This is a genomic window from Brevundimonas sp. (genome assembly GCF_035627475.1).
Lineage (GTDB): Bacteria > Pseudomonadota > Alphaproteobacteria > Caulobacterales > Caulobacteraceae > Brevundimonas.
Window position 1 is genome coordinate 48,212 of record NZ_DASPLR010000014.1, and the last position, 25,225, is coordinate 73,436.

24 protein-coding genes are annotated in these 25,225 nt (G+C 71.3%); 4 read left to right on the forward strand and 20 right to left on the reverse strand.

The annotated features are described in order from the left end of the window. Positions 1 to 13 precede the first annotated feature (13 nt). Positions 14 to 745 (forward strand): DUF1295 domain-containing protein, encoded by a 732-nt coding sequence (locus VEA62_RS03470; protein ID WP_324818446.1) that lies wholly within the window; start codon positions 14 to 16, stop codon positions 743 to 745. A 49-nt stretch (positions 746 to 794) separates the two neighbouring features. Here the strand turns inward: VEA62_RS03470 and VEA62_RS03475 are convergent, their stop codons facing one another. From VEA62_RS03475 to VEA62_RS03535, 13 genes are all read right to left on the reverse strand, one after another. Continuing rightward, complete coding sequence (locus VEA62_RS03475) at positions 795 to 1,055, reverse strand: hypothetical protein (protein ID WP_324818449.1); 261 nt, start codon at positions 1,053 to 1,055, stop codon at positions 795 to 797. A gap of 87 nt (positions 1,056 to 1,142) precedes the next feature. Further along, positions 1,143 to 2,120, reverse strand: coding sequence for a glucokinase (gene glk / locus VEA62_RS03480; protein ID WP_324818451.1), 978 nt, complete (start codon positions 2,118 to 2,120; stop codon positions 1,143 to 1,145). A gap of 37 nt (positions 2,121 to 2,157) precedes the next feature. Next, positions 2,158 to 4,047, reverse strand: a complete 1,890-nt coding sequence (gene edd, locus VEA62_RS03485; RefSeq protein WP_324818454.1) for a phosphogluconate dehydratase — start codon at positions 4,045 to 4,047, stop codon at positions 2,158 to 2,160. Further along, a complete protein-coding gene (gene pgl, locus VEA62_RS03490; protein WP_324818456.1) occupies positions 4,044 to 4,754 on the reverse strand; it encodes a 6-phosphogluconolactonase in 711 nt (236 codons plus the stop codon). Before pgl ends, edd begins: the two co-directional genes overlap by 4 nt. Further along, positions 4,747 to 6,207 carry a glucose-6-phosphate dehydrogenase gene (gene zwf, locus VEA62_RS03495; protein ID WP_324818458.1) on the reverse strand — a complete coding sequence of 487 codons (1,461 nt, stop codon included), beginning with the start codon at positions 6,205 to 6,207 and terminating at the stop codon, positions 4,747 to 4,749. The genes pgl and zwf overlap by 8 nt, the downstream gene beginning before the upstream one ends. A 15-nt stretch (positions 6,208 to 6,222) precedes the next feature. After that, positions 6,223 to 6,861, reverse strand: coding sequence for a bifunctional phosphoribosyl-AMP cyclohydrolase/phosphoribosyl-ATP diphosphatase HisIE (hisIE, locus tag VEA62_RS03500; protein WP_324818460.1), 639 nt, complete (start codon positions 6,859 to 6,861; stop codon positions 6,223 to 6,225). Next, positions 6,858 to 7,625 (reverse strand): imidazole glycerol phosphate synthase subunit HisF, encoded by a 768-nt coding sequence (gene hisF, locus VEA62_RS03505; protein ID WP_324818463.1) that lies wholly within the window; start codon positions 7,623 to 7,625, stop codon positions 6,858 to 6,860. Before hisF ends, hisIE begins: the two co-directional genes overlap by 4 nt. After that, positions 7,622 to 8,356 carry a 1-(5-phosphoribosyl)-5-[(5-phosphoribosylamino)methylideneamino] imidazole-4-carboxamide isomerase gene (locus tag VEA62_RS03510; RefSeq protein WP_324818466.1) on the reverse strand — a complete coding sequence of 245 codons (735 nt, stop codon included), beginning with the start codon at positions 8,354 to 8,356 and terminating at the stop codon, positions 7,622 to 7,624. Before VEA62_RS03510 ends, hisF begins: the two co-directional genes overlap by 4 nt. Then, positions 8,353 to 8,955, reverse strand: a complete 603-nt coding sequence (gene hisH, locus VEA62_RS03515) for an imidazole glycerol phosphate synthase subunit HisH (RefSeq protein WP_324818469.1) — start codon at positions 8,953 to 8,955, stop codon at positions 8,353 to 8,355. Before hisH ends, VEA62_RS03510 begins: the two co-directional genes overlap by 4 nt. Next, positions 8,952 to 10,391 (reverse strand): imidazoleglycerol-phosphate dehydratase HisB, encoded by a 1,440-nt coding sequence (gene hisB, locus VEA62_RS03520; protein WP_324818471.1) that lies wholly within the window; start codon positions 10,389 to 10,391, stop codon positions 8,952 to 8,954. Before hisB ends, hisH begins: the two co-directional genes overlap by 4 nt. Next, positions 10,388 to 11,692 carry a histidinol dehydrogenase gene (hisD, locus tag VEA62_RS03525; RefSeq protein ID WP_324818473.1) on the reverse strand — a complete coding sequence of 435 codons (1,305 nt, stop codon included), beginning with the start codon at positions 11,690 to 11,692 and terminating at the stop codon, positions 10,388 to 10,390. Before hisD ends, hisB begins: the two co-directional genes overlap by 4 nt. Then, positions 11,692 to 12,573: an ATP phosphoribosyltransferase gene (gene hisG, locus VEA62_RS03530; protein ID WP_324818475.1), complete on the reverse strand. Its 882-nt coding sequence runs from the start codon at positions 12,571 to 12,573 to the stop codon at positions 11,692 to 11,694. The genes hisD and hisG overlap by 1 nt, the downstream gene beginning before the upstream one ends. A gap of 9 nt (positions 12,574 to 12,582) precedes the next feature. Next, on the reverse strand, positions 12,583 to 12,894 hold the full coding sequence (locus VEA62_RS03535) for a YerC/YecD family TrpR-related protein (RefSeq protein ID WP_324818477.1): 312 nt from the start codon (positions 12,892 to 12,894) through the stop codon (positions 12,583 to 12,585). Positions 12,895 to 12,973: 79 nt separating this feature from the next. On the opposite strand from VEA62_RS03535, the gene VEA62_RS03540 reads away from it, so the two are divergent. Then, complete coding sequence (locus tag VEA62_RS03540) at positions 12,974 to 14,182, forward strand: NAD(P)/FAD-dependent oxidoreductase (protein WP_324818480.1); 1,209 nt, start codon at positions 12,974 to 12,976, stop codon at positions 14,180 to 14,182. Between the two features lie 6 nt (positions 14,183 to 14,188). On the opposite strand, the gene VEA62_RS03545 is transcribed toward VEA62_RS03540, so the two are convergent. Further along, a complete protein-coding gene (locus VEA62_RS03545; RefSeq protein ID WP_324818482.1) occupies positions 14,189 to 15,541 on the reverse strand; it encodes a bifunctional diguanylate cyclase/phosphodiesterase in 1,353 nt (450 codons plus the stop codon). A gap of 134 nt (positions 15,542 to 15,675) precedes the next feature. Here VEA62_RS03545 and VEA62_RS03550 point away from each other — a divergent pair, with 134 nt between their 5' ends. Next, positions 15,676 to 17,922, forward strand: a complete 2,247-nt coding sequence (locus VEA62_RS03550) for a TonB-dependent siderophore receptor (RefSeq protein WP_324818484.1) — start codon at positions 15,676 to 15,678, stop codon at positions 17,920 to 17,922. A gap of 8 nt (positions 17,923 to 17,930) precedes the next feature. Further along, positions 17,931 to 18,608 carry a Fe2+-dependent dioxygenase gene (locus VEA62_RS03555; protein WP_324818486.1) on the forward strand — a complete coding sequence of 226 codons (678 nt, stop codon included), beginning with the start codon at positions 17,931 to 17,933 and terminating at the stop codon, positions 18,606 to 18,608. An 89-nt stretch (positions 18,609 to 18,697) separates the two neighbouring features. Here the strand turns inward: VEA62_RS03555 and VEA62_RS03560 are convergent, their stop codons facing one another. From VEA62_RS03560 to VEA62_RS03585, 6 genes are read right to left on the reverse strand one after another with little or no spacing between them, the layout of a single operon-like run. Beyond that, a complete protein-coding gene (locus tag VEA62_RS03560; RefSeq protein ID WP_324818489.1) occupies positions 18,698 to 20,068 on the reverse strand; it encodes a sulfite reductase subunit alpha in 1,371 nt (456 codons plus the stop codon). Beyond that, a complete protein-coding gene (locus VEA62_RS03565) occupies positions 20,065 to 21,117 on the reverse strand; it encodes an FAD:protein FMN transferase (protein ID WP_324818492.1) in 1,053 nt (350 codons plus the stop codon). Before VEA62_RS03565 ends, VEA62_RS03560 begins: the two co-directional genes overlap by 4 nt. 41 nt (positions 21,118 to 21,158) lie before the next feature. Further along, the gene (locus VEA62_RS03570) at positions 21,159 to 21,959 is read right to left on the reverse strand and encodes a DUF4198 domain-containing protein (RefSeq protein WP_324818494.1); all 801 of its coding nucleotides are present in this window, start codon (positions 21,957 to 21,959) and stop codon (positions 21,159 to 21,161) included. 12 nt (positions 21,960 to 21,971) lie between these two features. After that, a complete protein-coding gene (locus VEA62_RS03575) occupies positions 21,972 to 22,478 on the reverse strand; it encodes a DUF2271 domain-containing protein (RefSeq protein WP_324818498.1) in 507 nt (168 codons plus the stop codon). 29 nt (positions 22,479 to 22,507) lie between these two features. Beyond that, positions 22,508 to 23,158 carry a PepSY-associated TM helix domain-containing protein gene (locus VEA62_RS03580; RefSeq protein ID WP_324818501.1) on the reverse strand — a complete coding sequence of 217 codons (651 nt, stop codon included), beginning with the start codon at positions 23,156 to 23,158 and terminating at the stop codon, positions 22,508 to 22,510. 52 nt (positions 23,159 to 23,210) lie between these two features. Next, complete coding sequence (locus VEA62_RS03585; RefSeq protein ID WP_324818504.1) at positions 23,211 to 25,223, reverse strand: TonB-dependent receptor; 2,013 nt, start codon at positions 25,221 to 25,223, stop codon at positions 23,211 to 23,213. Between the last annotated feature and the right edge of the window lie 2 nt (positions 25,224 to 25,225).

The following is a 25,225-nucleotide window of genomic DNA, read 5'->3' on the forward strand; positions in this document are numbered from 1 at the left end:
GCGTTGCGCCGTCATGACCCTGCCCGAGATCGCCGCCCTGCTGGGCCTCAACCTGGTCCTCTCGCTGGCGGCGATGTCGGCTGCCTGGGCCGTGGCGTGGAAGACCGGGCGGTGGGGTCTCGTCGACGGGATGTGGCCGCTGGCCATGCTGCTGACGGCGGCGGCGACATTCCTCATCGTCGACGGCGATCCGGTGCGGAAAGGCTTGCTGATCTGGCTGGCGGGGGTCTGGGCCGCGCGCGAGGCCTGGAGGGGCTTTTCACCGCGGATCAGGGCCGGGGCGGACGTCCGCTACGCCCTGGCCTTCGAGGGCAGGACGGGATTCCGCGCCACCGCGGCCGCGCCGCTGCTGCTGTGCTTCCTGCCGCAGGGGGCGCTGGCGTGGCTGATCGCCCTTCCGGCGCAGCTGGGCCAGGTGAAGTTCGAGCCGGGCGTAGGGTGGCCCGGATGGGCCGGCGCCGTGCTGGCCGTGGCCGGGCTGGCGGTGGCGGGGCTCGGCGATCTGCGGCGGGCGACGGTCCGCCGCGAACCGCCGGCTGTCCGCCCGATGTCCGGGCGCGGGTGGCGGCGGTGGATGGAGCGGCCTGACTACGTCGGCGACATCGCGCTCTGGTGGGGGCTTTTCCTGATCGCGGCCGAGACCGGGCCCGGCCGCTGGTCCGTGATCGGCCCGGTATTCCTGACCTTGGCGCTCGCCCACTGGGTGAAGACGGAAAACCCCCGCCGCGTAAGCGACGGGGGCTGACCGTTCGAAGGGTTTACGCGGGCGTCATGAGCGCCCGCGGTCTTCCGCCTTACTGACCCGGGTTCGCCGTCGACGGCGAGGTGTTCGGGGTGTTCTCGGTGGTCATGCCGCCGTCGGCGTTGCCGGCCTGTTGCTCGACCTGGTCCGCCTGCTCGTTGAGGGCGGTTTCCTGAGCCTCGGTCGGAGCGGCGTCGGCTTGCTGCTCCAGGGCGTCGGCCTTCTCCTCGGCGGCGTTGTCGGCCGGGCTGTTGCAGGCGGCGAGGCCGGCGAAGGCGAAGGCGGCGACGGAGGCGATGATCAGTTTACGCATGGGAGGTTCCTTCCACAGTGGAGCCTCGATAATGCGCCGCTTCCGATTTGGTTCACGCCGGCGTGACCGATCTGTGAGACTCCCGACTTAACCCGCCTCGGCGAAGGCCACGCGGGCCGCACCGAGCAAGGCCGCGTGCTTGTGCAGGATCACATGGGTGGGGATGGCCGCCATATAGTCGGTGAACCGGCCCTTGCGCTCGAACCGCTCGCGGAACGGACTGGCCTGGAGGAAGGGCAGGATGCGGGGCGCTATGCCTCCGGCGATATAGACGCCGCCGCGGGCCCCGGTGGTCAGGGCGATGTCGCCAGCCACGGCGCCTAGGATGGCGCAGAAGCGGGCCAGGGTGGCGCCGCAGGCGCTGCGCGGATCGGCGAGCGCCTCTTCGGTGATCTGGGCCGGGTCGTCGATGTGGGTTTCGCGCCCGTCAATCTCGGCCAGGGCGCGGTGCATGTTGAGCAGGCCGGGACCGCAGATCAGCCGCTCGATCGAAACGCGGTCGTAGCGGCGGCGAAGGATGCGCAGGATCTCGTCCTCGACCGGATCGCCGGGGGCGAAACAGGCGTGGCCGCCTTCGGACGGCATGGCCATCTCGCGGCCGTGGAAGTCGCGGATCAGGGCCGAGACGCCGAAGCCGGTGCCGGGGCCGAGCACGGCGATGGCGGATTCAGGATCGCCCTCCTCGGGCCCGCCCAGCGAGGCGAGCTGATCGCGGGGCACGACCGGCGCGCCCCAGGCGAGGGCTTCGAAGTCATTGATCAGGCGGACGGGATCGAGGCCGAGCGTGCCGAGCTCCTCCTCCGACACCCGCCAGGGGGAGTTGGTCAGGTCGATGGCGCCGTCCGTGACCGGCCCGGCCACGGCGATGACCCCCGAGGTCGGCTTGACCTCGCAGCCGTCGATGAAGGCCTTCACCCCGCCGAGGAAGGTCGGATGGTCCGCGCCCTTGAAGCTCTGGTGATGCTCCAGCACCGGCTTGCCGTTGATCATGTGGGCGATGGCGAAGCGGGCGTTGGTGCCGCCAACGTCGCCGACCAGCAGCGTCCTGTCCCAGGCGATGGTCATCGGGTCTGCTCCCTGTCGTGGACCGCGCGGGGGCGGGTCATGCATCGACCGCGCGGTCGTTGAGGTTCGGGTCGGGCTGACGGTCGTTCCATGCCGGGCCCGCCGAGGCGCCGGCGAAGCAGATGGAGGCGCCCTCCTCGGCGGTCGAGACGACGTGGCGGAAGGCGGCGAACAGTTCGCGGCCATAGCCCCAGGCCGAGCCCCCCGCGTGCTCGGCGGAACGCTGGGCCGCCGGGCGGGAGGCGAGGTCGACGCCCATGGTGGTCAGTTCTCCGGCCTCGGGGTCGAGGCGGATGATGTCGCCGTCGCGCACCCGGGCCAGCATGCCGCCGGCGAGGGCCTCGGGAGAGACGTGGATGGCGGCGGGCGTCTTGCCCGAGGCGCCGGACATCCGGCCGTCGGTGACGAAGGCGACCCTGAAGCCCTTGTCCTGCAGCACGCCGAGGGCCGGCGACAGGCTGTGCAGCTCGGGCATGCCGTTGGCCTTCGGACCCTGGAAGCGCAGGACCACGACGACGTCGCGGTCCAGCTTGCCGTCCCTGAAGGCCTGCAGGGCGTCCTCCTGGGTTTCGAACACGGCGGCGGGGGCCTCGACGATCCGGTTCTCCGGCTTGACCGCCGAGACCTTGATGACGGCGCGGCCGAGGTCGCCCTGGACGAGGCGCAGTCCGCCTTCGCGGTCGAACGGGTCGGAGGCGGGACGGAGAATGTCAGTGTCCAGACTTTCCGTGACGCCGTCGCGCCATACCAGTTCGCCGTCGACGAGCGACGGCTCCTGGAAATAGTGGTGGATGCCGGGGCCCATGATGGTCTGGACGTCGGTGTGGATATTCCCGGCCTCGGCCAGTTCGCGCGTGACGAAGGCGACGCCGCCCGCGGCCTGGAAGGCGTTAACGTCGGCGGAGCCGTTGGGATAGACGCGGGCCAGCAGGGGCGTGACCGACGACAGCTGGTCCATGTCGGTCCAGTCGATCAGGATCCCGGCGGCGCGGGCCATGGCCACCAGGTGGATGGCGTGATTGGTCGAGCCGCCGGTGGCCAGCAGGGCCACGATCATGTTGACCACGGACTTTTCGTCGATGACGTCGGCCATCCGGCTCTTGCCCTCGCGGGCCAGCTCGACCGCGCGCTTCGCCGCCGCAGCCGTCAGGGCGTCGCGCAGGCCGGTCTCGGGATGGACGAAGGCGGTCGAGGGCATGTGCAGCCCGGCCAGTTCCATCATCATCTGGTTGGAGTTGGCGGTGCCGTAGAAGGTGCAGGTGCCCGGCGAGTGATAGGAGCCGATCTCGCTCTCGAGCAGCGTCTTCCGGTCGACCTTGTTCTGGGCGTAGAGGCCGCGGATGCGGGCCTTCTCGGCGTTCGGAATGCCGCTGGGCATCGGGCCGGCGGGGGCGAAGACGACGGGCAGGTGGCCGAAGGCCAGCGAGCCCATGAACAGACCGGGCACGATCTTGTCGCAGACGCCGAGGCAGATGACGGCGTCGAAGGCGTCATGGGTGAGGGCCACGCCGGTCGACATGGCGATGACGTCGCGGCTGAACAGCGACAGCTCCATGCCGGGGCGGCCCTGGGTGACGCCGTCGCACATGGCGGGCGTTCCGCCGGCGACCTGGGCGGTGGCGCCGACCTCGCGGGCCGCCTCGCGGATCACGGCGGGAAAGCGCTCGAACGGCTGATGGGCCGAGAGCATGTCGTTATAGGCGGTGACGATGCCGACATTGGGGGCCTTGCCGCCCATGGCGGTGAGCTTGTCGGCTATGGTCTGGCCGGCGAAGGCGTGGGCCCAGTTGGCGCAGCTGAGCTTGGCCCGGGCGACGCCGCTGTCGCGGGCGGCGTCCATGCGGCGCAGGTAGTCGGACCGGGTGGGGCGGGAGCGCTCGACGATGCGGGCGGTGACCTCGGCGACGACGGGGTTCAGTCGGGTCATCGGGCGGCCTCCGTCCACAGCACGTCCAGGGGGACCTTGTGGGCCAGCAGGGCGGCGATCGGCTGGGTGTTCGGATCGCCGGCGGCTTCGCGCTCGAAGACATCGCGCTTGGCGGCGCCGGTGAGGGCGAGGATGACGCGGCGGGCGCCCATCAGGTAGGGCAGGTTGATCGACAGGCGTTCCAGCGTCGGGCCGCGGCCGTCGCGGCCGGTCGGGACGCCGAGGACCGTGGGGTGCAGGTTCGGCGAGAGCAGGGTCTTGAGGGTCGGGCTTTCGGGGAACATGGAGCAGATATGGCCATCCTCCCCCATGCCGAGAAGGACTGCGTCGAGACGTCCTCCCTCCGCCGCCAGCGCATGGGCGGCGAGGGCGGCGGCGCGGTCGACCGTCACCGCCGGGGAATAGAGGGGCAGGAAGCGGGCCGCGGCGGCGGGACCGGTCAGCAGGGTGCGCTTCAGCAGGGCGGCGTTGGACTCGGGAGAACTCTCGGGGACGTAGCGCTCGTCGACGAGGGTGACGACGACGTTCGCCCAGGCGAGCGGGGCCTGCGCCAGTCGGGCGTAGATCGGCGAAGGGGTCGAGCCGCCGGAGCCGGCGAACACCGCCTTGCCGGCCTCGGCGAGCGCGGCGGACAGGGTCTCGCCCAGTCGGGCGGCGCAGGCGTCGGCCCAGGCGGCGGCGTCGGGAAAGGTCTCGATCTCAGCCATGCCCGCTGTTCCACTCGCGACCGGTGCGGGAGAGCAGCAGGTCGGCGGCCTCGGGGCCCCAGGTTCCGGCGGCGTAGTCGTGCGGCTTGAACGCGGCGCCCTCCCAGGCTTCGGACACTTCGTCGACCCATTTCCACGCCTGCTCCGCCTCGTCACGGCGCACGAACAGGGTGGAGTCGCCGGCCAGCGCGTCGAGCAGCAGCCGCTCGTAGGCGATGCGGCGGCGCGGCGGTTTGGCGTCCCTGTCGTTCTGGCCCCAGGACAGGCTCATGCGGATGGGCTGGAGCTGCATGCGCTGGTCGAGGCCGGGCTTCTTGTTCATCACCGAGAGGGAAATGTCCTCCTCGGGCTGGAGTTCGATGACCAGCCGGTTGGCCTCGATCGAGCCGCGGTCGCCGTGGTCGAAGATGGAGTGCGGCACCGGCTTGAACTGGATGACGATCTCGGTGCGCTTTTCCGGCAGGCGCTTGCCGGTGCGCATGAAGAAGGGCACTCCGGCCCAGCGCCAGTTGTCGATGTCGGCGCGGACGGCGACGAAGGTCTCGGTGTCCGACGGGGCGCCGCGCTCCTCGTCATAGCCGGCGACCGCTTCGCCCTCGACGGTTCCGGCGACGTACTGACCGCGCACGGTGACCCGCCCGGCCTCATCGGGAGTGATCGGGCGGAGCGAGCGCAGGACCTTGACCTTCTCGTTGCGGACCGAGTCCGGGTCGAGGTCGGAGGGCGGCTCCATGGCGACGAGGCAGAGCAGCTGGAGCATGTGGTTCTGGAGCATGTCGCGCAATGCTCCGTACTCGTCGTAATAGGGCCAGCGGTCGCCGACGCCGACCGTCTCGCCGACCGTGATCTGGACGTGATCGATGCTGAGGTTGTTCCACAGCGGCTCGAAGATGGTGTTGCCGAAGCGCAGGGCGATCAGGTTCTGGACCGTCTCCTTGCCGAGGTAGTGGTCGATGCGGAAGACCTGGTGCTCGGAGAAGGCGTCGGCCACCGCGTCGTCGATCTGGCGGAAGGTGTCGAGGTCGCGGCCGACCGGCTTCTCCAGCACCACGCGGTCCTCGGGCTCGGCCAGGCCGGCGGCGCGCATGGCGGTGACGATGCGGGCGTAGAGCGAGGGCGAGACGGCGAGGAAGGAGGTGCAGGCGCCGTCGCCGACCTTGTCCTTGAGAGGCTTGAGACTTTCGGCCGAGGTGGCGTCGACGGCGAGATAGTCGAGGCGCGACTCCAGCCGGGCCCAGGCGTCGTCCGACCAGGCGTGATCCGCCTTCGCCTTGGCCTCGACCGACTGGCGGACCTTGGCGACGTAGTCCTCGCGGCTTTCTTCCGAGCGGGCGGCGCCGATGATCTTGAGTCCGTCGGGCAGCAGGCCGTCGTGCTCGAGGAAGTAGAGCGAGGGCAGGAGCATCCTCATCGCGAGGTCGCCGCCGCCGCCGAACAGCACCAGGGCCGCCATGCCTTCTCCTCAGGTTCAGGTCCCAGCTTGACCGGGGTCTGGTCTGGCCGCTTCCGCCCGGCGAGCCAAGACGTCGAGGACGTCCTGAAACACCATGTGACGGGCGCGCAGCAGCACCAGCAGATGGTAGATCAAATCCGCGGCCTCGGATGCGAGTTCCGAATCCGGCCCGGCGGCGCCGGCCAGCGCCGTCTCGACGCCCTCCTCGCCGACCTTCTGGGCGGCGCGTTTGGGCCCCTCGGCCAGCAGGCGGGCGGTCCAGCTTTCGGACGGGTCGGCGGCGGCGCGGGCGGCGATCGTCTGTTCGAGGCGGGCGAGACGGCCGAGGCCCGGGGCGTCCTCGTCCCCGAAGCAGCTGACGCGGTTCAGATGGCAGGCGTTCCCGACAGGCCTAACCTTGAGCACCAGGGCGTCGGCGTCGCAGTCGGGCGTGATGGAGACGACGTGCAGCCGGTCGCCCGAGGTCTCGCCCTTGCGCCAGCGGCCGCCGCGGGAGCGCGAGAAGAAGGTGGCCTCGCCGGACGCGATGGTCTCGTCGAGAGCGGCCCGGTCCATATAGGCCAGGGTCAGGACCTGGAGCGTCGCGGCGTCCTGGACGACGACGGGGATCAGGCCGTCGCCCTTGTCGAAGTCGAGCTGGTCGGGATCGATCATGGCCGCACCTCCACGCCGCTTTCGATGAGAAACGCCTTCAGGTCGGGGATGGACAGGGCTCCCGTGTGAAAGACGCTGGCGGCGAGGGCGCCGGAGACGTTGGCCTGCCGGAACACGTCGCGGAAATGGGCGGCCTCGCCGGCCCCGCCCGAGGCGACGAGGGGGATGGTCAGGCGCTCGCGGGCGGCGGTCAGCTGGGCGATGTCATAGCCGCGGCGGACGCCGTCCTCGTCCATGCAGTTCAACACGATCTCGCCGGCGCCGAGAGCCTGCGCCTCGACAATCCAGTCGAGGGTCCGGCGGCCGGCGCCGCGGCTGGCGGTCGGGTCGCCGGTGTACTGGTGGACCAGCCAGTCATCGCCGGAGCGTTTCGAGTCCACACCCACGACGACGCACTGGGCGCCGAAGCGGTCGGCCATCTCGGCGATCAGCTCGGGGCGTTCGAGGGCGGGGGAGTTGATCGAGACCTTGTCGGCGCCGTGGTCGAGGCAGCGGCCGGCCTGTTCGACCGAGCGGATGCCCCCGGCGACGCTGAAGGGAATGTCGAGCAGGCGGGCGATGTCGCGCACCCAGCCATAGTCGAGGGTGCGCCCCTGCGGGCTGGCGGTGATGTCGTAAAAGACCAGTTCGTCGGCGCCTTCGTCGCGGTAGCGGGCGGCGAGCTCGGCGGCGTCGCCCATGTCGATGTGGCCCTCGAAGCGGACGCCCTTGACCACCCGGCCGTCCTTGACGTCGAGGCAGGGGATGATGCGGCGGGCGGTCATGAGCGGGCGGCCTGGAGCGCCTGTTCGACGGTGAATCGGCCCTCGTACAGGGCGCGGCCGACGATGGCGCCCGAGGCGCCGACCGAGCGGGCGCCGGTCAGGTCCGACAGGTCGGCGACGCCGCCGGAGGCCTGGAGCCACAGGTCGGGGCGCCGCTGGTGGATTTCGGCGAGCAGGTCGAGATTGGGACCGGTCAGGGCGCCGTCGCGGCCGACATCGGTGACCAGCAGGTGTTTGGCCGCGCCGGGCGGGTAGCGGTCGAGGGCGGTCCACAGGTCGACATCGGCGGCCTCGGTCCAGCCCTTGAGCGCGGGCACGTAGCGGTCGCCGTTGGCCTTGACGTCGATGGCCAGCGTGATGCGGTCGGGACCGAAACGATCGAGCCAGCCGGAAACTGTGCCGTGATCGGAAACGGCGAGCGAGCCGACCACGACGCGGCTGACCCCGGCGTCGAGCAGGCGCTGGACGTCGTCGGCGGAACGGACGCCGCCGCCAGACTGGATGCGGATGTCGATAGCGGCGGCGAGGTCGCCGATCAGCTCGTGCTGGACGGCGCGGCCGGCCTCGGCCCCGTCCAGATCGACGATGTGGGCCCAGTCGGCGCCGTCGGCGGCAAAGCCGGCGAGGCGAGCGGCGGGCTCGTCGTCATAGCGGGTCACGGCGTCGAAGCGGCCGTGCATCAGCCGCACGCAGACGCCGCCGCGCAGATCGATGGCCGGATAGACGATCATGCCTTGAGCTCCAGAAAGTTGCGCAAGATGCGGGCGCCGGCGGCGGCCGAGCGCTCGGGGTGGAACTGGCAGCCCCAGCGGTTGGCGTGGCCGACCACGGCCGGGATCGGGCCGCCGTAGTCGGCGCGGGCGAGGGTCGCCTCGCCGTCGGGGCAGACGTAGCTGTGCACAAAATAGGCCCAGGCGTCGGGACCGATGCCCTCCAGCAGAGGGTCCGGGCGAACGCCCGACAGGCGCGACCAGCCCATGTGCGGCACGGGCCGGTTGGGAGCGGGCGCCATCCTGCGGACCTGGCCGGGGATCAGGCCGAGCAGGGAGACGCCGCCCCCTTCTTCACTGCGCTCGAAGAGCAGCTGCTGGCCGAGGCAGACGCCGAGCAGCGGGCGCGGAAAGGCGCGGATCGGCTCGACCAGGCCGAGCTCCGACAGCCGGGCCATGGCGTAGCCGGCGGCGCCGACGCCGGGCAGGATCAGGCGTTCGGCGTCGGCGACCCCGGCCGGTTCGGCGGTCAGGCGGACGGTCGCGCCCAGCCGCTCCAATGCGAACTGGACCGAGGCGACATTGCCCGCGCCGTAGGAGACGATGGTGACGGTGCTCACAGCACCCCCTTGGTGCTGGGGACGGCGTCGCCCTCGATGCGGATGGCCTGGCGCAGGGCGCGGCCGAAGGCCTTGTAGACGGCCTCAGTCTTGTGGTGATCGTCGTCGCCGGTGACCGTGACGTGGATGGCGGCGCCGAGGTGTTCGGCGAGCGAGCGGAACACGTGGGCGGTCAGGTCTGTGCGGTAGTCGCCGATGAAGGGCGTGCTGAAGTCTCCGTTGAAGACCGGGAACGGGCGGCCGGACAGGTCGATGGACACCGCAGCGTTGGCCTCGTCCATGGGCAGGACGAAGCCGTAGCGGGCGATGCCGCGACGCTCGCCCAGCGCCTGTTTCAGGGCTTGGCCGAGAGCGATGGCGGAGTCCTCGACGGTGTGGTGCGGATCGGTGTGCAGGTCGCCCTCGCACGACAGCCGGAGCGAGAAGCCGCCGTGGGCTGCGATCTGCTCCAGCATGTGGTCGAAGAAGCCGACGCCGGTGGAGATCGAGACCGGTCGGGCCGCGTCGAGGTCGACGGCGCAGACGATGCGGGTCTCCTTCGTGTCGCGAACGGCGTCGCCGGTCCGGTGCGGCCGGGCCGGAGCGGGGGCGAGGTCGAGGGCGGCGAGCAGGCGATCGTTGACCTCGGCCTGGGCGGAGACGGGCAGGCGCAGGCGCTCGCCGGCGCGTTCGGCGGCGACGCCGTAGCGCGTCAGGCCGACGAGGACCGCGTCGGAGTCGGCGGGCCGGACGATGATGACCGGGCCGAAGCCGGGCTCGACCACCATGGTGCGGGACAGGGCCTTGACCAGCCGCTCGCGTTCGGTGCGGACGCGGGCGATGCGCTGGCCGGTCTCCATCATGCGCGAGGGATCCAGCGCCTGCAGGGCCAGGCGGATCGAGACCTCGGGCAGGGCCCAGGGCTCCATCACCGAGGCGAGCCGGACGAGGGTTTCGGCCTGGGCGAGGGCGGCGCCGACGCGGGCGCCGGCGAGGCCATAGGCGAGCGACAGGCTGCGCAGCACCACGAGATTGGCGTGGGCGTCCATAATGGTGGCGGCCGAGGGGGCGTCGGCGAACTCGGCGGAGCCCTCGTCGATGACCAGCAGGGCCGGGGCGACCCGCGCCGCCATCTCCGCCACGGCCTCCGGCGAGCCGAGCGCGCGCAGGATCACCGCGCCGGGAGCGGCGCCGGTGGCCGGGCGGGCGTAGAGGGCGGCGAGAGCGCGATAAGGCTCGGCGTCGGGGGCCTGGATGGTCAGCCCGTCGCGGGCGGCGAGGCGGAAGACCAGCTCCAGGCCGTGGGTCAGGCCGCGCACGGGCAGCACGCGGTCGGCGGGGACGCCATAGATCTCGGCCATGCGGGCGGCGAGGGCGCGGGGCTCGGCCGGGTAGCGGTCGAGGCCATCGCCGCCGGAGACCAGGGGCGCGAACGGGGCGGGCAGATTGGTGATCATCGGGCCCTCAGGTCTGCGGCGCGCGCGTGGGCCTCAAGGCCCTCGAGACGGGCGAGGCGGGCGGCGACCGGGGCGAGCTCCCGGGCCCCCGCTTCGGAGACGGACTGGACCGACATGGAGGTCATGAAGCTGGCGGTGGTGATTCCGCCGATCGTCCGGGCCGCGCCGTCGGTCGGCAGGACGTGGCTGGGGCCGGCCGCGTAGTCGCCGAGCGTCTCGGCGGCCCAGGGACCAACGAAGACGGCGCCGGCGGCGGTGATGCGCTCGACCATTGCCTCGGCATCGACCGTCTGCAGGGCGAGGTGTTCGGGGCCGTAGAGGTTGGCGACCTCGCAGGCCTCGGCCATGTCGCGCACGCGGACGGCGCGGCCTTCGGCGAGGGAGGCGCGGGCGATGTCGGCGCGGGGCAGGGTCTGAAGCTGGCGCTCCACCTCGGCGAGGATGGCCTCGATGTTGGCGCGGCTCTCGGAGACGAGGATGACCTGGGCGTCGGCGTCGTGCTCGGCCTGGCTGAGCAGGTCGGCGGCGGCGATCTCCGGGTCGGCGTCGCGGTCGGCGATGACCAGCAGCTCCGACGGGCCGGCGGGCATGTCCACGGCGGGGCCGCCCGGCAGGGCGGCGGCCTGCTTCTTCGCCTCGGCCACCCAGGCGTTGCCGGGACCGAACAGCTTGTCGACGGGCGGGATCTCGCCGTCGTCGAATGCGGCGCCGAAGGTGAGGGCCGCGATGGCCTGGGCCCCGCCGATCAGCCAGATCGCGTCGAGACCCGCTTCGGCGGCGGCGTAGATCATGGCGGGGTGAACGCCGCCGTCCTTCGCCGGCGGGGTGACCACGACCCGCTCGCGCACGCCTGCGACCGCGGCGGGAACGGCCTGCATCAGCAGGGACGAGAACAGCGGCGCGGTGCCGCCGGGAACGTAGACGCCGGCCGCGCCGATGGGCCGCCAGACGAGGCGGGAGCGCACGCCGGGCGTGGTCTCGAAGAAGGCGGTGTCCTCGGGCCGGGTCGCCTGGTGGAAGACGCGGACATTGTCGGCGGCGATGCGCAGCGAGCGGGTGGCGGTCGGCGGCAGGGCGTCGCGGGCGGCGGCCACGGCCTCGGGGGTGATGGCGATGCGGCGCGGGGCGAAGCCGTCGAACTTCAGGCTCCAGTCGGCGACGGCGGGTCCGCCGCGTGCGCGGACATCGTCGAAGATCTCGCGCACCACGTCGCTGACCCGCGCCTCCGTGCGGCGCGTGGGGCGGGCGAGCGCCTCGCGGCGGCCGGCGGCGTCGAGAGTGCTCCAGTCGATCCGGCGCATCACATCATCTTCTCGATCGGCAGGACGAGGATGGCCGAGGCTCCTGCGGCCTTGAGCTTCTCCAGCGTCTCCCAGAACACCGCCTCCTGGCAGACGGCGTGGACGGCGACGGCGTCGTCGCGGCCGGACAGGGGCATGACCGTGGGCGAGCCCGCGCCGGGGAGAATGGCGGTGATCTGGTCCAGCGCCGAGCGCGGGGCGTTGAGCATGACGTATTTGGCCCCCTGGGAGGCGACGACGCCGCTCATCCGCTCGATGATGCTGTCGAGCAGGTGCTGCAGGGACGGTTCTGGCGCGGCGGGCGAGCGGATCAGCACGGCCTGGCTCTCCAGCACCGTCTCCTTCGCACCGAGACCGTTGGCCTCCAGGGTGGCGCCGGTCGAGACGAGATCGCAGATGGCGGAGGCCAGCTTCAGCCGGGGGGCCACCTCGACCGCGCCGCGCATGGTGACGATGTCGGCGCGGACGTTCCGCTCGTCCAGCCAGCGGCGCAGGATCCGGGGATAGGAGGTGGCGACGCGCAGACCATCGAGCGAGGCCGGGCCGTCATAGGCCAGGGACGGGGGAACGGCGATCTTCAGCGTGCAGCGGCCGAAACCGAGCGGCATGACCACCTCGGCGACCGGGCCGCCGTTGCGGGCCTCCTCCAGCACGTTTTCGCCGACGATGCCGAGGTCGCAGACGCCATCCGCCACGAAGGTCGGGATGTCGTCGTCGCGCACCCGCAGCAGATCGATCGGATAGTTCTCGACCCGGTAAAGCAGGTCGTTGTTTCCCTTGACCACGCGCAGGCCGGCGTCGCGGACGAGGTCGAGGCTTCGGTCGGCGAGGCGGCCGGATTTCTGGACGGCGATACGCAGCCGCCCCTGAACGGTACTCATGATTTCAACTCAGCTCTTCAGACGGTCCAGCACCAGGCGGTAGCCCTGGTGCGGCATTTCCTTGAGGAAGCGGGCGACCCGCACGACGGTGGTCGGGCTGGCCTGGGCCTCGGCGGCGATCTCGCGATACGACTTGCCGCCGGCGTCGAGCAGGCGGGCCACCTCCCAGCGCTCGGCGAAGGCGCGTAGTTCCGCCGGCGTGCACAGGTCGGCGAGAAAGGCGTCGACCTCCTCGCGCGTCTTCAACGTCAGCAGGGCGTCGTAGAGGGCGACGCGGCTGCGGGCCGTGGCGGCGGCGTTGCGGGGGAGGGTGTCGGTCATGCGCGTTCCACTATGCTGTAACAGTGGAACGGTCAAGCGTCCTGTGGCGGAGCGCCGCGGTTCGATCTATCTGCCTGTCATGACCAAGGTTCTGATCATCGGCGCGGGGCATGCGGGGGGAACGGCCGCGGCCTTGCTGCGGCAGTATGGCCACGAGGGCCCGATCGTGCTGGCGGGCGAGGAGCCGGCCCCCCCCTATCAGCGGCCGCCGCTGTCGAAGGCGTGGCTGAAGGGCGAGGCTGACCTGGAGGCGTTGCTGCTGCGCCCGGAGGCCTTCTACGCCGAGCACGGGATCGAACTGCGGCTGGGCGTAACCGCCACCTCCGTCGACGCTGCGGCGAAGACGGTGACGTTCGCTGATGGGACGGTCGAGACGTACGACGCCCTGATTCTGGCGACGGGATCGACGGCGCGGAAACTGAAGGTCCCCGGCGCGGACCGGCCGAACCTGCTGGAATTGCGGACGCTGGCCGACGCCGAGAAGCTGAAGGCGGCGCTGGGGCCGGGGCGGCGGCTGGCGGTGGTCGGCGGCGGCTATGTCGGGCTGGAGGCGGCGTCGTCGGCGCGGGCATTGGGGGCCGAGGCCGTAGTCATCGAGCGGATGGACCGGGTGCTGGCGCGGGTGGCGTCCCCGACGCTGTCGGACTTCTTCACCGCCTGTCACCGCGCGCACGGGGTGGAGGTGCTGACCTCGGCCGAGGTGACGGGGTTCGAGGACGGCGGCGTGCGGCTCGGGGACGGGCGGCTGATCGAGGCGGACGCCATCCTCGTCGGCGTGGGGGCCCAGGCGTGCGATCAACTGGCGGCGACGGCCGGCCTGTCCTGCGGGAACGGGGTGGTCGTGGACGAGACGGCGCGGACCTCGGACCCGGCGATCTGGGCCATTGGCGATGTGACCTTCCGGCCGGTGCCGGTGTATGGCGGGCGGCGGCATCGGCTGGAGAGCGTGCCCAATGCGCTTGAGCAGGCCAAGCAGGCGGCGGCGGCTATCGCCGGACGGCCCGCCCCGGCGCCGGAGGCGCCCTGGTTCTGGTCGGACCAGTACGATGTGAAGCTGCAGATCGCCGGCCTGGCCGACGGCGCGGACCGGCAGGTCCTGAGGGGTGATCCGGCCACGGGGTCGTTCGCGGTGTTCCACCTGGCGGGCGACCGGATCGTCTGCGTGGAAGCCGTCAATGCGGCGGCCGAATTCATGGGCGGAAGGATGATGATCCTCAAGGGGACGCCCGTGGACAAGGCGAAGCTGGCCGACGTGTCTGTTCCGATGAAGGCGGTGGCGGCGGGCTGAGCCCGCTCAGGCGACGCTGGTCGCCTTGCGCGCGGGACCGCCCAACCGTTCGACGAGGTCGGACAGGGATACCGGACGGCCGATCAGGTAACCTTGGGCCATGTCGCAGCCCATGCCGCGCAGCAGAGCCAGGGCGGTGGGCGTCTCGACGCCCTCGGCGGTGACCTTCATGCCGAGGCCGTGGGCGAGATCGATGGTCGACTTGACCAGCAGGGCGTCGCGGGCCGAGTCGTCGAGGCCGAGCACGAAGCTCTTGTCGATCTTCAGCTCGTCGGCTCGGATCTGTTTCAGATAGGTCAGGGAGGACAGACCGGAGCCATAGTCGTCCAGCGAGACCGAGATGCCCGCCTCGGCGAAGCGTTCGAGTATGTGCAGGGCGACGTCCGGGTTGGCGACGACGGCGGTCTCCGTGATCTCGAAACACAGGCGGGCGCCCGAGGCTTTCACGGCGGCGAGGGCGAAGTCGGCGAAACTTTCGTCGGACAACAGGCGGCCCGATACATTGACCGACATCGTCAGGCTGTGGCCGGCGCGGGCCAGCTCGGCCTGGTCCCGGATCGCCTGGTGAATGACCCATTCGGTCAGCGGCCGGATGTGGCCCGTCTCTTCGGCCATGGCCACGAACACGTCCGGTGAGACGCAGCCGCGACGGGGATGGGTCCAGCGGGCGAGGGCCTCGACCGCGGTCACGGCCTCGGCGCGGAAGTCGTATTTGGGCTGGTAGTTCAGCGAGAATTCGCCGTTGCCGAGCGCGGCCATCAACTCGCTGATCAGAGACAGATTGCCGGCCGGGTCGCCGTAACGCTCGGCGTCGAAGCCCATGGCGCGACGGTGGGCGGCGCGGGCCTGGTCGACGGCGATGGAGGCGCGGTCCACCGGCGAGGGCACCGCACGGTTGGACAGGCCGGTTCGGGCGAGGCCCGCCGTCAAGGAGATGTCGACCGGCGCACCGTTGAGGATAATGGGCGCCTGGGCTGCTTCACAGAGGCGAGCGGCGGTCTGCACGGCCTGGTGGTCATCGTCAGCGTGGAGGACCAGACCCAGGATGCCGGCGCCGACGCGGGCGACACGCTCGCCGCCGCAGAGGCCGGAGAGGCGGTGACCGACGGTGGTCAGCAGGCTGGCCATGGAATCGTAGCCGATGGCGCTGCGCAGGATCTCAAAGCGGTCGATCCCGAACAGGATCACATAGACCGGCTCGCCGCCCGCGGCGAGCCGCTCCAGAGACAGGCGGTTGCCCAGGCCGGTTTCCTGGTCATGCAGTGCCATGTGGGCCAGGCGCGCGTCGTGGTCGTGCGGAGCCGGCCGGCCAGGAGCGGGGGAAAGCAGCGCTGACAGGTACGCGAGCGGACTGCGCATCCCCCGCGTGTAGCGCAGGGTCGTGAAGCGGGCGTAAACCCTGATCAGTTGCGAATTACTCGCAGAATACCTTGCGTGCACCAGCCAAGCTGATATTGCGAGCGCATCGCAATATCAATCAAGGCTCCTCCACCATGTCGCTTTCCGGTTCCGAAGCCCTTCGCGCGTTGCTGTTCGCCTCGAGCGCCGCCGGCATGCTGATGGCCGGACCCGCCCTGGCCGAGCCGGGTGCGAACGGGACCGATCCCCAGGACGCCACCAACCTGGGCACCATCACCGTCGACGGAGAGCCCACGCGCCGCGAGCCGCAATCGCCCGAGTTCGTTGCGCCTTTGGTCGACACGCCCCGGGCGGTGACCATCATTCCCCAGCAGATCATCGAGCAGACGGCCGCGACCTCGCTGCAGGACATCCTGCGCAATTCGCCCGGGATCACCTTCGGCGCGGGCGAGGGCGGCCAGCCGCTGGCGGACCGGCCCTTCATCAGGGGACAGTCCTCCGGCAACAACATCTTCGTCGACGGCATCCGCGACTCGGGCGGGCAGCAGCGCGAGGTCTTCAACCTGGAACAGGTCGAGGTCGTGAAGGGACCGGACGCCGTCTATTCCGGCCGCGGCTCGGGCGGCGGCAGCATCAACCTGGCGTCCAAGGCGCCGCGCCTCGCCGACTTCACGCATCTGGGGCTCGGGGTCGGGACCGACGGCTATATGCGCGGCACGATCGACCAGAACTGGAACCTCGGCGAGACGGCAGGCCTGCGCCTGAACCTGATGGGATCGCAGGGCGACGTGCCGGGCCGTGATGCAGTGGACTTCGACAAATGGGGCCTAGCCCTGTCGCTGGCCGCAGGGCTGGGCACGGATACCTCGGCGACGTTCAGCTTCTATCACCTGACCAGCAACCAGATGCCGGACTACGGCATCCCGCTGTTTACCAAGATCGGGGTGCGGACCACCGACAGCGGCATTCTGGATGTGCCGTACGACAGCTTCTACGGCCTGACCGCCCGGGACTATCTGACCAACGAGGTCGACAGCCTGACCTTCGAGATGGAGCACGCCATCACCCCGGATCTGACCATCCGCAACGTCAGCCGCTATGCCGAGACGCTGAACGACTATGTGGTCACCAACCCGGGCGACGGCGGCAATATCACCAACGGCGGGGCCGCCCTGATCGGCGGCGAATACTGGATGAGGCGCGGAACCAAGTCGCGCTGGAACCCCAACACCACCATTGCCAACGTCACCGACCTGACCGGCCGGACGACGATCGGCGGGATGGAGCATCGCTTCAACCTCGGGCTGGAGCTGGCGCAGGAGAGGAACCGCAACGCCTCCTACACGGTGGTGACGACGAGCGGCTCGGCCTGCCCCGCCCCGCTGACCGGATTCGACTGCACCCGGGTCTATGATCCGACCCCCTCGGATCCCTGGGCGGGAACCATCACCCGCGGGGTGATCAGCAGCAGCACTACCGGAACCGTGGGCCTTTACGCCCAGGATTCGATCGCGCTCGCGGAGCGTTGGATCCTGAATCTGGGCGTGCGCTACGACGATTTCTCGGTCGAGGGGCGGAACGGCACGGGCACGATCGCCGCGCCCGTTTATACGGCGGTCGGCGGCGACTGGGACTTCGTCAACTACCAGGTCGGTGTGGTGTTCAAGCCGACCACGAGTTCCAGCATCTACGTCTCCTGGGCCACCTCCGCGACGCCGCCGACCATTTCGGCGGGCGACCAGAACACCGGCGGCGCGGTCGGGACCGAACTGCTCGAGCCAGAGGAAACCGAGAGCTTCGAGGTCGGGGCCAAGGCGAATCTGTTCAATGATCGACTGGCGCTGTCGGCCGCGGCCTTCGTGCTGAGGCGCGAGAATGCCCAGATACAGGTGTCTCCGGGCGTATTTGAGCAGGCCGGCGAGGCGGAGGTGAAGGGGATCGAACTGGGCGTTTCGGGCAACGTCACCCCGGCGTGGCAGGTGTTCGGCGGCTACACCTGGATGGACTCGGAACTGGTCTCGGGCGCCTACAACAACGTCAACGTGGGCGACCCGCTGGCCAATACGCCGGAGCACACCTTCAGCCTGTTCAGCACCTACAGGGTGACGCCGAAGCTCAGCCTGGGGGGCGGCGTCTACTATGTCTCCGACAGCTTCGGCGGCAATCAGGGCGGGGCGGGCGGAGGGACCAACCGGGTCTATGCGCCGGCCTGGACCCGAGTCGACCTGTTCGCGTCGTACGACCTGACCGACAGCGCCTCGCTGCAGCTGAACGTCCAGAACGCGGGCGACGAGGCCTACATCCTGCGCACCAACGGCGTGCACCACGCCGACGTGGCGCCGGGTCGCCAGGCCATCCTGACGCTCAATCTGCGCTACTGAGGCGGGCGATGCTGCTGCACATTCCGGGCGTCTTCTCCAGGGACGAGGTCGCGAGGCTGCGAGAGCGGCTGGACGCCGGGCCGTGGGCGGACGGCAACATCACCTCCGGCCACCAGTCGGCGACCGCCAAGGTCAACCGCCAGCTGCCCGAGGACTGCGCCGAGGCGCGGGAGGTCGGGGCCTTGGTGGCTCAGGCGCTGAACGCCAATCCGATGTTCGTGTCGGCGGCCCTGCCGCACACGATCTTCCCGCCGCTCTTCAACGCCTACGAGGGCGGCGAGCATTTCGGGACCCATGTCGACAACGCCATCCGGCAGCGGGGAAACGTCCGCATCCGGAGCGACCTGTCGGCGACGCTCTTTCTCGAGGAGCCCGAGGCCTACGACGGCGGTGAGTTGATCGTCGAGGAGATGTACGGGCCGCAGTCGGTCAAGCTGCCGGCCGGGGATCTGGTGCTGTATCCGTCCAAGAGCCTGCACAGGGTGACGCCGGTGACGCGCGGCCGGCGGGTGGCGAGTTTTTTCTGGATTCAGAGCCTTGTGCGCAACGACGCCGACCGGGAGACGCTGTTCCGCCTGGATGTCGCGATCCAGCGCGTCAATGCGGACAAGGGACCAAAGGACCCGGCCGTGCTGGAGCTGACGGCGATCTATCACAACCTGCTGAGGCGCTGGACCGAGGTCTGACGACGGCGCCATTGGCGCGTCCAGGCGACTTCCGGGCGTCGGCCGTGCCAAGCCCCGGCGACAACCGATAGTCCGGGACTTGTGGGCCTCTAGTAGACGTCGCGGCGGTAGCGGCCGGTCTCGGCGAGGTCGAGCAGGCTGTCGGCGCCGAGCGCGGTCTCAAGCGCGGCGTGGACCCCCGACGACATGCCTTCGAGACTGCCGCAGACGAGAATGACGGCGCCGCGATCGACCCAGGCCCCGAGTTCGTCAGCGTTCTGAACAAGGAGATCCTGAACGTAGCGACCGTCGCCGGCGTCGCGCGAGAAGGCGCGGTCGACCCGGGTGAGCACACCGGCGGTCAAGGCGGCCTGAAGCTCGTCGTCGAGCAAGGCGTCGCACGCCGAGGTGCGCTCGCCGAACATCAGCCAGGCGCCCCCGTGCAGCCCGCCGCTGCGGGCGCGCCAGTGGGCGCGGAGGCCTGCCAGGCCGGTGCCATTGCCGATCAGGATCAGCGGCGTCTCCGGCGCTGGCCCGTGGAAGCCGCGGTTGGTGCGGATGCGCATCTGCACCGGATCGCCGGCGCCGAGACCGCGGATCAGCCAGCCGGAGGCGAGGCCGGGGGAGCCGTCCGGCCGGGTCGCCAGCCTGACGATGAACTCGACCCGTCCGTCCGAAGGGAGGGAGGCCACCGAATATTCGCGGCTCGCCGGGGCGACGCCGTCGACCGCGGGCAGACCGATCTCGGCGATGTCGCCGGCCACCCAGGCGGGGCTGTGATCGACCGGTTCGAAAGCCAGCAGCCAGGCCTCGCCGCCGGGGCTGCCGGGATTGAGATGGGTGCGGGCGGCGAGACGCCAGCGGTCGTAGGCGGGGGGCGTCCAGTCGGCCTTGACGGCCTGGCCGGTGACCACGCCGAGCTGGCGCTGCCAGTGGCGGATGGCGCCGGCGTCGCCGTTGTCGACCTCGGTCCGGTCGAACAGGGGCGCGGCGCCCGAACGCTGGAGCCAGCTGTCGAGCGCCCGGCCGAAACCGCAGAAGTCGGCATAGGTGCGGTCGCCGAGCGCGAGCAGGGCGTAGGACAGGCCGCCGAGATCGGCGGGCGCGGTCATATGCTTGCGGGCGAACCACGACATGGCGTCTGGGGCGTCGCCCTCGCCGGTTGTGGAGGCGACGATCAGCACCCGACCAGCGGCCTTCAGGTCTCCGGGTTCGAGGTCGCCGAGCAGGGCCACGCGGGCGGGAACGCCAGCGTCAGACAGGCTGGAGGCCGTCATCCAGGCCAGTTCCTCAGCCTGGCCGGTCTGGCTGGCGAAGGCGACGAGGAGGGCGTCCGAACCCTCGGTCGGAGCCAGCACAGCAGCGCGGTGGGACGCGGCGCGGCGGGCGCGGGCGCGGCGCCACGCCACCGCCGCCACGATCAGCAGCCACAGGGCGACGGCGGTCGCCGCCCACAGCCAGCGGACCGGATCCTGGGTCACGCGCCCTCGTTCAACATGGCGGCGAAGGCGGGGGTGATCGTCTCGGTCAGGCCGTCCCCGTCGCGCACGACGAAGGCGGCGGCGATGTCCATGGCCCCGGCGAAGGCCGGGCCCTCCTCCGGTCCCATCACGGTGAGGGCGGTGGCCATGGCGTCGGCGTACAGCGCCGTATCGGCGAGGACCGTCACCGAGGCGACGCCGTTGTCGACCGGGCGTCCGGTGCGGCCGTCGAGGGTGTGGCTGTAGACCTGGCCATAGACCTCATAGCGGCGGACCCAGTCGCCCGAGGTGGCCACAGCCATGTCGAAGAGGGCGGCGACGGTGCGGGGGGCGGGCGCCCCGGGGGCCTGCTGCAGTTCGACCCACCAGGGATGACCGTCCGGCTTGACCCCGGCGCCACGCAGTTCCCCGCCGATCTCGACGAGATGATGGGTGGCGCCCATGGCCGCGAGCCGTTCGGAGACCCTGTCGACGGCATGGCCCTTGGCGATGCCCGACAGGTCCAGCTTGACGCCACCGAGCTGTTGCACGGCGCGGGCGTCGCGGTTGAGGCGCAGCCGGCCCCAGCCGCTGACGGCGAGGGCGGCGGCGATCTCGTCCTCGAAGGGAACGGTGGGGCCAGCGCCGAAGGCGTCGAGCGGGCGGGGGCCGGGCGGGCCGAAACCCCACAGGTCGACGAGGGCGCCGAGGGTCGGGTCGACCGCGCCATTGGTGTCGTCCGCCAGTTCGAGCGAGGCGTTGAGGAGTGACCAGAAGGGCTCCGAAACGGCCCAGAACCCAGGAGGGGCGGCGTTGAGGCGCGACAGCTCGGAGCGGGGCTCCCAATGGCTGAACAGGAGGATGATCCGGTTCAGCTCGTCATCGATGGCGGTCTGGAAGGCGGCGCGGTCGGGGCCCGGCGGCGGGGCGAGGCGGACGGCCCAGGTCGTGCCCATGGTTTCGCCCGCGAAGTCCCAGATCAGGTCCGACGGCGGGCGCGTGGGGGCCTTGCCGTGGGTCGGGATCAGTACCCGGTTGTCGACGCGCGGACCGTCGCCGCCGATCAGCATCGGCGGCGGGGCGGAGCGGCCAGGCCCGGAACCGGCGTCCGTCAGGGGAGCACTTCCATGACGCCGTTGTACTGGGCCGAGGCGGCCGGGCGGCCGTCGGCGGCGGGGGTGCGGACCGAGGCGTTCAGCCAGTACATGCCCGGTTCGGGCCAGGTCACGGTGAAGGAGCCGTCGGCGGCGGTCCTGACGGTCATCTCTTCCGGATTGTCGCGGTAGCGCGCGCCGCCGCGGGCCACGGTGACGTCGAGATCGGCGGCCGGGGCGCCGTCGCGGACCAGTTTGAAGGTCGCGGGCTCGCCGGCGACGAGGTCGTTCGGATGGGTGACCGGGACCAGCTCCATGCCCTTGCCGGTGGGCTGCAGGGCGTCCGTGGTCGGGGCGCCCAGGGTGACGAAGGTCTCGACGCGGCTGTCCGAACGGGTGACGGTCACCTCGGTGGCGTCGGCGGGGATGCTGGCGGCCATGTCAGCCTCGGTCCCGCGAAAGCGCTTCGTCGCGCCGTCCTGCTTGTAGCTGACCACGACGCCGCCCATCACATTGGCGACGCGCCAGGTGCCCGGCTGGGTCAGGTGCAGGTCGAAGGTCGAGCGGTAGCGGCTGCGCATCACGTTCTCGGGCGCGACCGTCGAGCCGTCCGGGGCCGTGATGACCAGGCCGTCGAGGCCCATGGCGGCGTGGTCGGCGATGAAGACGCCGTTGGACATGCCGGCGTCGAAGCCGACCCAGGCGTCCGTGCCCGACAGAACCGTCGAGGTCGGCGCGAGCCAGGCGCGATGGGCCTGGGCCGACATCGGCAGGGCCAGGGCCGAGAGGGCGGCGATCAGGGCGAGCGACTTCTTCATGGCGAGGGTCCTTTAGCGGGTGACGGTGACGCTGACGGCGCCGAGTTCGGTGGCGCCGGAGGCGCGGGCGGTGTTGGGAGCGCCCCAGCGGAAGGGCACGCGGACGGCTTCACGGCCGCCCAGTTCCCGCGCCGCCTCGACGACCAGGACGTAGTCGCCGGCGGGCAGGTCGCGCAGGCGGGCGCCCGGCACGGCGACGGTGTGGCGGCCCGGAGCCTTGGTGGCGCTGGAAATCCCGTCGGCGGGCAGGGTCATGGCGCGGCCGCCGCGGCGCCACCAGGTGCGCATGTCCTTGAGCCAGTCCTTGCCCTCGGCGAGGTTCGAGACCTCGTACCAGACGGCGAGGGTGCGAACGGCCGTGTTGTCGGGGCGCTCGATCCACACGGCGACATAGGGGCGGTGGTAGGCGGCGACCGACAGGCGCGGGATCTCGACCGAGACGTTCAGGTCGGCGGCGAAGGCCGGTGCGGCGGCGGCGCTGGCGGCGATGGCGGTGGCGGCGAGGGTGAGCTTACGCATGGGACACTCGTTCGGGTCGAAGGGGGCGATCAGTGAATGAACAGCAGGGCGATGACGGCGGGAATCAGCAGGCCGAGGCCGAGCAGCGGCCAGGTCGAGGGGCGCTGGCGGGCGTGCAGCCAGGTCAGGCCGAAGCCGGTGACGGCGAAGACGACGCAGGCGGCGGCGAAGACGTCGATGAACCAGTACCAGACAGGGCCGGTGTTGCGGCCCTTGTGCAGGTCGTTGAGCCAGGCGACCCAGCCGCGCGTGGTGCGCTCGCGCAGAGCCTCGCCGGTGGCGCGGTCGATGGTCAGCCAGCCATCGCCGCCGGGCTCGGGCAGGGCGACGTAGATCTCGTCGGCGGTGGTTTCGGTGGGGCGGCCGGCGATCCGGACCTTGAAGGCGTCGGCGGCCCAGCGGGCGACCGCGTCGGGCACGGGCGCGGTGGTCTCGTCCGGGAAGGCGCCGAGCCGTTCCACAAGGGGCGCGGGCAGGGTTGCGATCCGCTCGATCGTGACCGGCTCGGCCGGGATGTCGGCGGCGTGGTTCAGGGTGATGCCGGTGACGGCGAACAGCAGCAGGCCGATCAGGCTGAGGGCGGCTGAAATCCAGTGCCACTGATGCAGCTGCTTGAGCCAGAACGAGCGTCTGGCGTTCAGGGCCTTCGGGGGCCTGGCGGGCGCGGCGGCGTCGGTCACGTCCGGCTTGTGCCGAAGTTGCGAACCGTTTGCAATAGAGGGATTCTACGGATCAGCGTGACAGTCTGACGCCGAGGCTGAGCGTGCGCGGCGGGCCGAAGCCGGCGACGCCCGCGCCGGTCTCCGACACCTCCACCTCCGCGTCGTACAGGTTGTCGGCGGCGAGCCAGATCGTTGTGGACGGTGTTACGGCCCAGTCGGCGCGCAGGTCGACCGTGCCGGCGGCTTTGAGGACGCGGCTGTTGAGGTCGTCGTCGAAGCGGCGGCTCTCCCAGCGCAGGTCGGCGGCGAGGGCGAGGCGGTCCGTCGGGCGCCACTCCAGCCCGGCCGTGGCGCTCCAGATCGGGGCCTGGGCCGGGCGCAGTCCGGTCAGCTGCGGCGCCATGGCGCCGCCGTCCACCCGGGCGTCGGTGGCGGACAGGGCGGCTCGCAGCGATAGCCGGTCGGTGAGGGCGAGGCGGCCATCGAGCTCGACGCCGGTAGCTTCGATGGTCCCGGCGTTCATGCGCTGGCGCAGCACGCCGCCGGCGGGGACGAAGCCGGCGCGGGGGAAGGTGGCGGGGCCTTCCCCGATGGTGACGTTGACGATGGCGTCCTCGATCCGCGTCCAGAAGGCGGTGGCGGTCAGGGTGGCGCGGTCCCCGGACCAGGCCCAGCCGGCCTCGACGCCGGTGAGGCGTTCCGGCTGCAGGGCGGCGTTGGCCTCGGTCAGGTCGTTGCCGACGCGGAACGGGCGGTGCAGTTCGTTGAGAGTCGCCGGGCGGAAGCCGGTGTAGGCGGCGAGACGCAGGGCGTGGCCGCTTCCGAGATCGCGCCGGGCGGCGAGACGGGCGCTGACGACCTCGCCTGAGCGGTCGGGATCGGTCTCGTCCAGCGTCGGCAGGCCGGTGGCGAGGTCGGTCTCGAGCCTGCGGCCGTTCTCGCTGCGCCAGCCGTCGTAGCGGAGGCCTCCCGCAACGAGCCAAGGACCCGAGGTCCACGACCCCTCGACGTAGACGCCGGCCACGGAGGTCTCGCCGCCGGCGACGCGGCCGCGGGTGAAGCCAGCTCCGAGATTGCGAAACCGCTCGCGCGTCTCGCCTTCGTTGAAGCGGGCGTCGGCGCCGAGCTCCCATTCGACGCGGGCGATCCCGCTGACGATGATCCTGCGCAGGGCGGCGTTGAGGCCCCAGCCCGTGGCGGGGGTCTCGTACTGGTCGTTGGCGGGCGTGGTGGAGGCGCGGTCGGCGGCGACGGCGACGGAGGCGTTGGCCAGGTCGCTTTCGCGCCGCCAGGCCTGCAGCCGCCAGCCGGGGCGGTCGGCGCGGGGCTGGACGGCGGCCGTGGCGGATATGGCGTGGCCGCTGGCGGTGGCGCGCGCGCCGGCGAGGCCGGAGCCGCGCTCTTCCTCGAAGGCCGATGCGCGCAGGGAGACGACGGCTTGCGAGACGGGAATATCGGCGCGCAGGGCGGCGCTGCTGACCTCCAGATCGAGCGGCGTGTCGGCGGCGCCGGCGTCGGGGCCGCGCACGGGGACATAGCCATCGCTGGTCTCGTGCAGGGCGGAGGCGACGAGGCGGACGGAGCCGACATCGGCGGCGCCGGACGCGGCCAGGCGGGCGCCGCCACGCTCGCCGAGGGAGGCGTCGAGCAGGGCGCCGGAGTCGCGCTCGCGCAGCTGGATCACGCCGGTCAGGGCTCCGGCACCGTACGGGCCTGCCCCGGAGCCGCGCAAGATGTCGAGGCCGGACAGGCTTTCGGTCGGAACCTGGGACCAGATCACCCAGCCGCCGAACGGGTCGTTCAGGGGCACGCCGTCGAGGGTGACGAGGGTGCGGCCGGCGCCGGAGGGGGCGATGGCCCGCAGGCTGATCCCCTGGGTGGTCGGATTGGCGGCGAGGCTGGAGGTGCGGCGGAACAGGGAGACGGCCGGGACGGCGGCCAGCGCCTCGTCGAGCCGCTGCTGGTCGCGCAGGTCGCGCTCGTCGAGACGGATCACCGAGAAGGCGGCCTCGCCGGCGGCGGGCGGCAGGCGGGCGCCGGTGACGACGACGTCCGGAAGCGGGGGTGGGGGGAGCTGGAGCATGA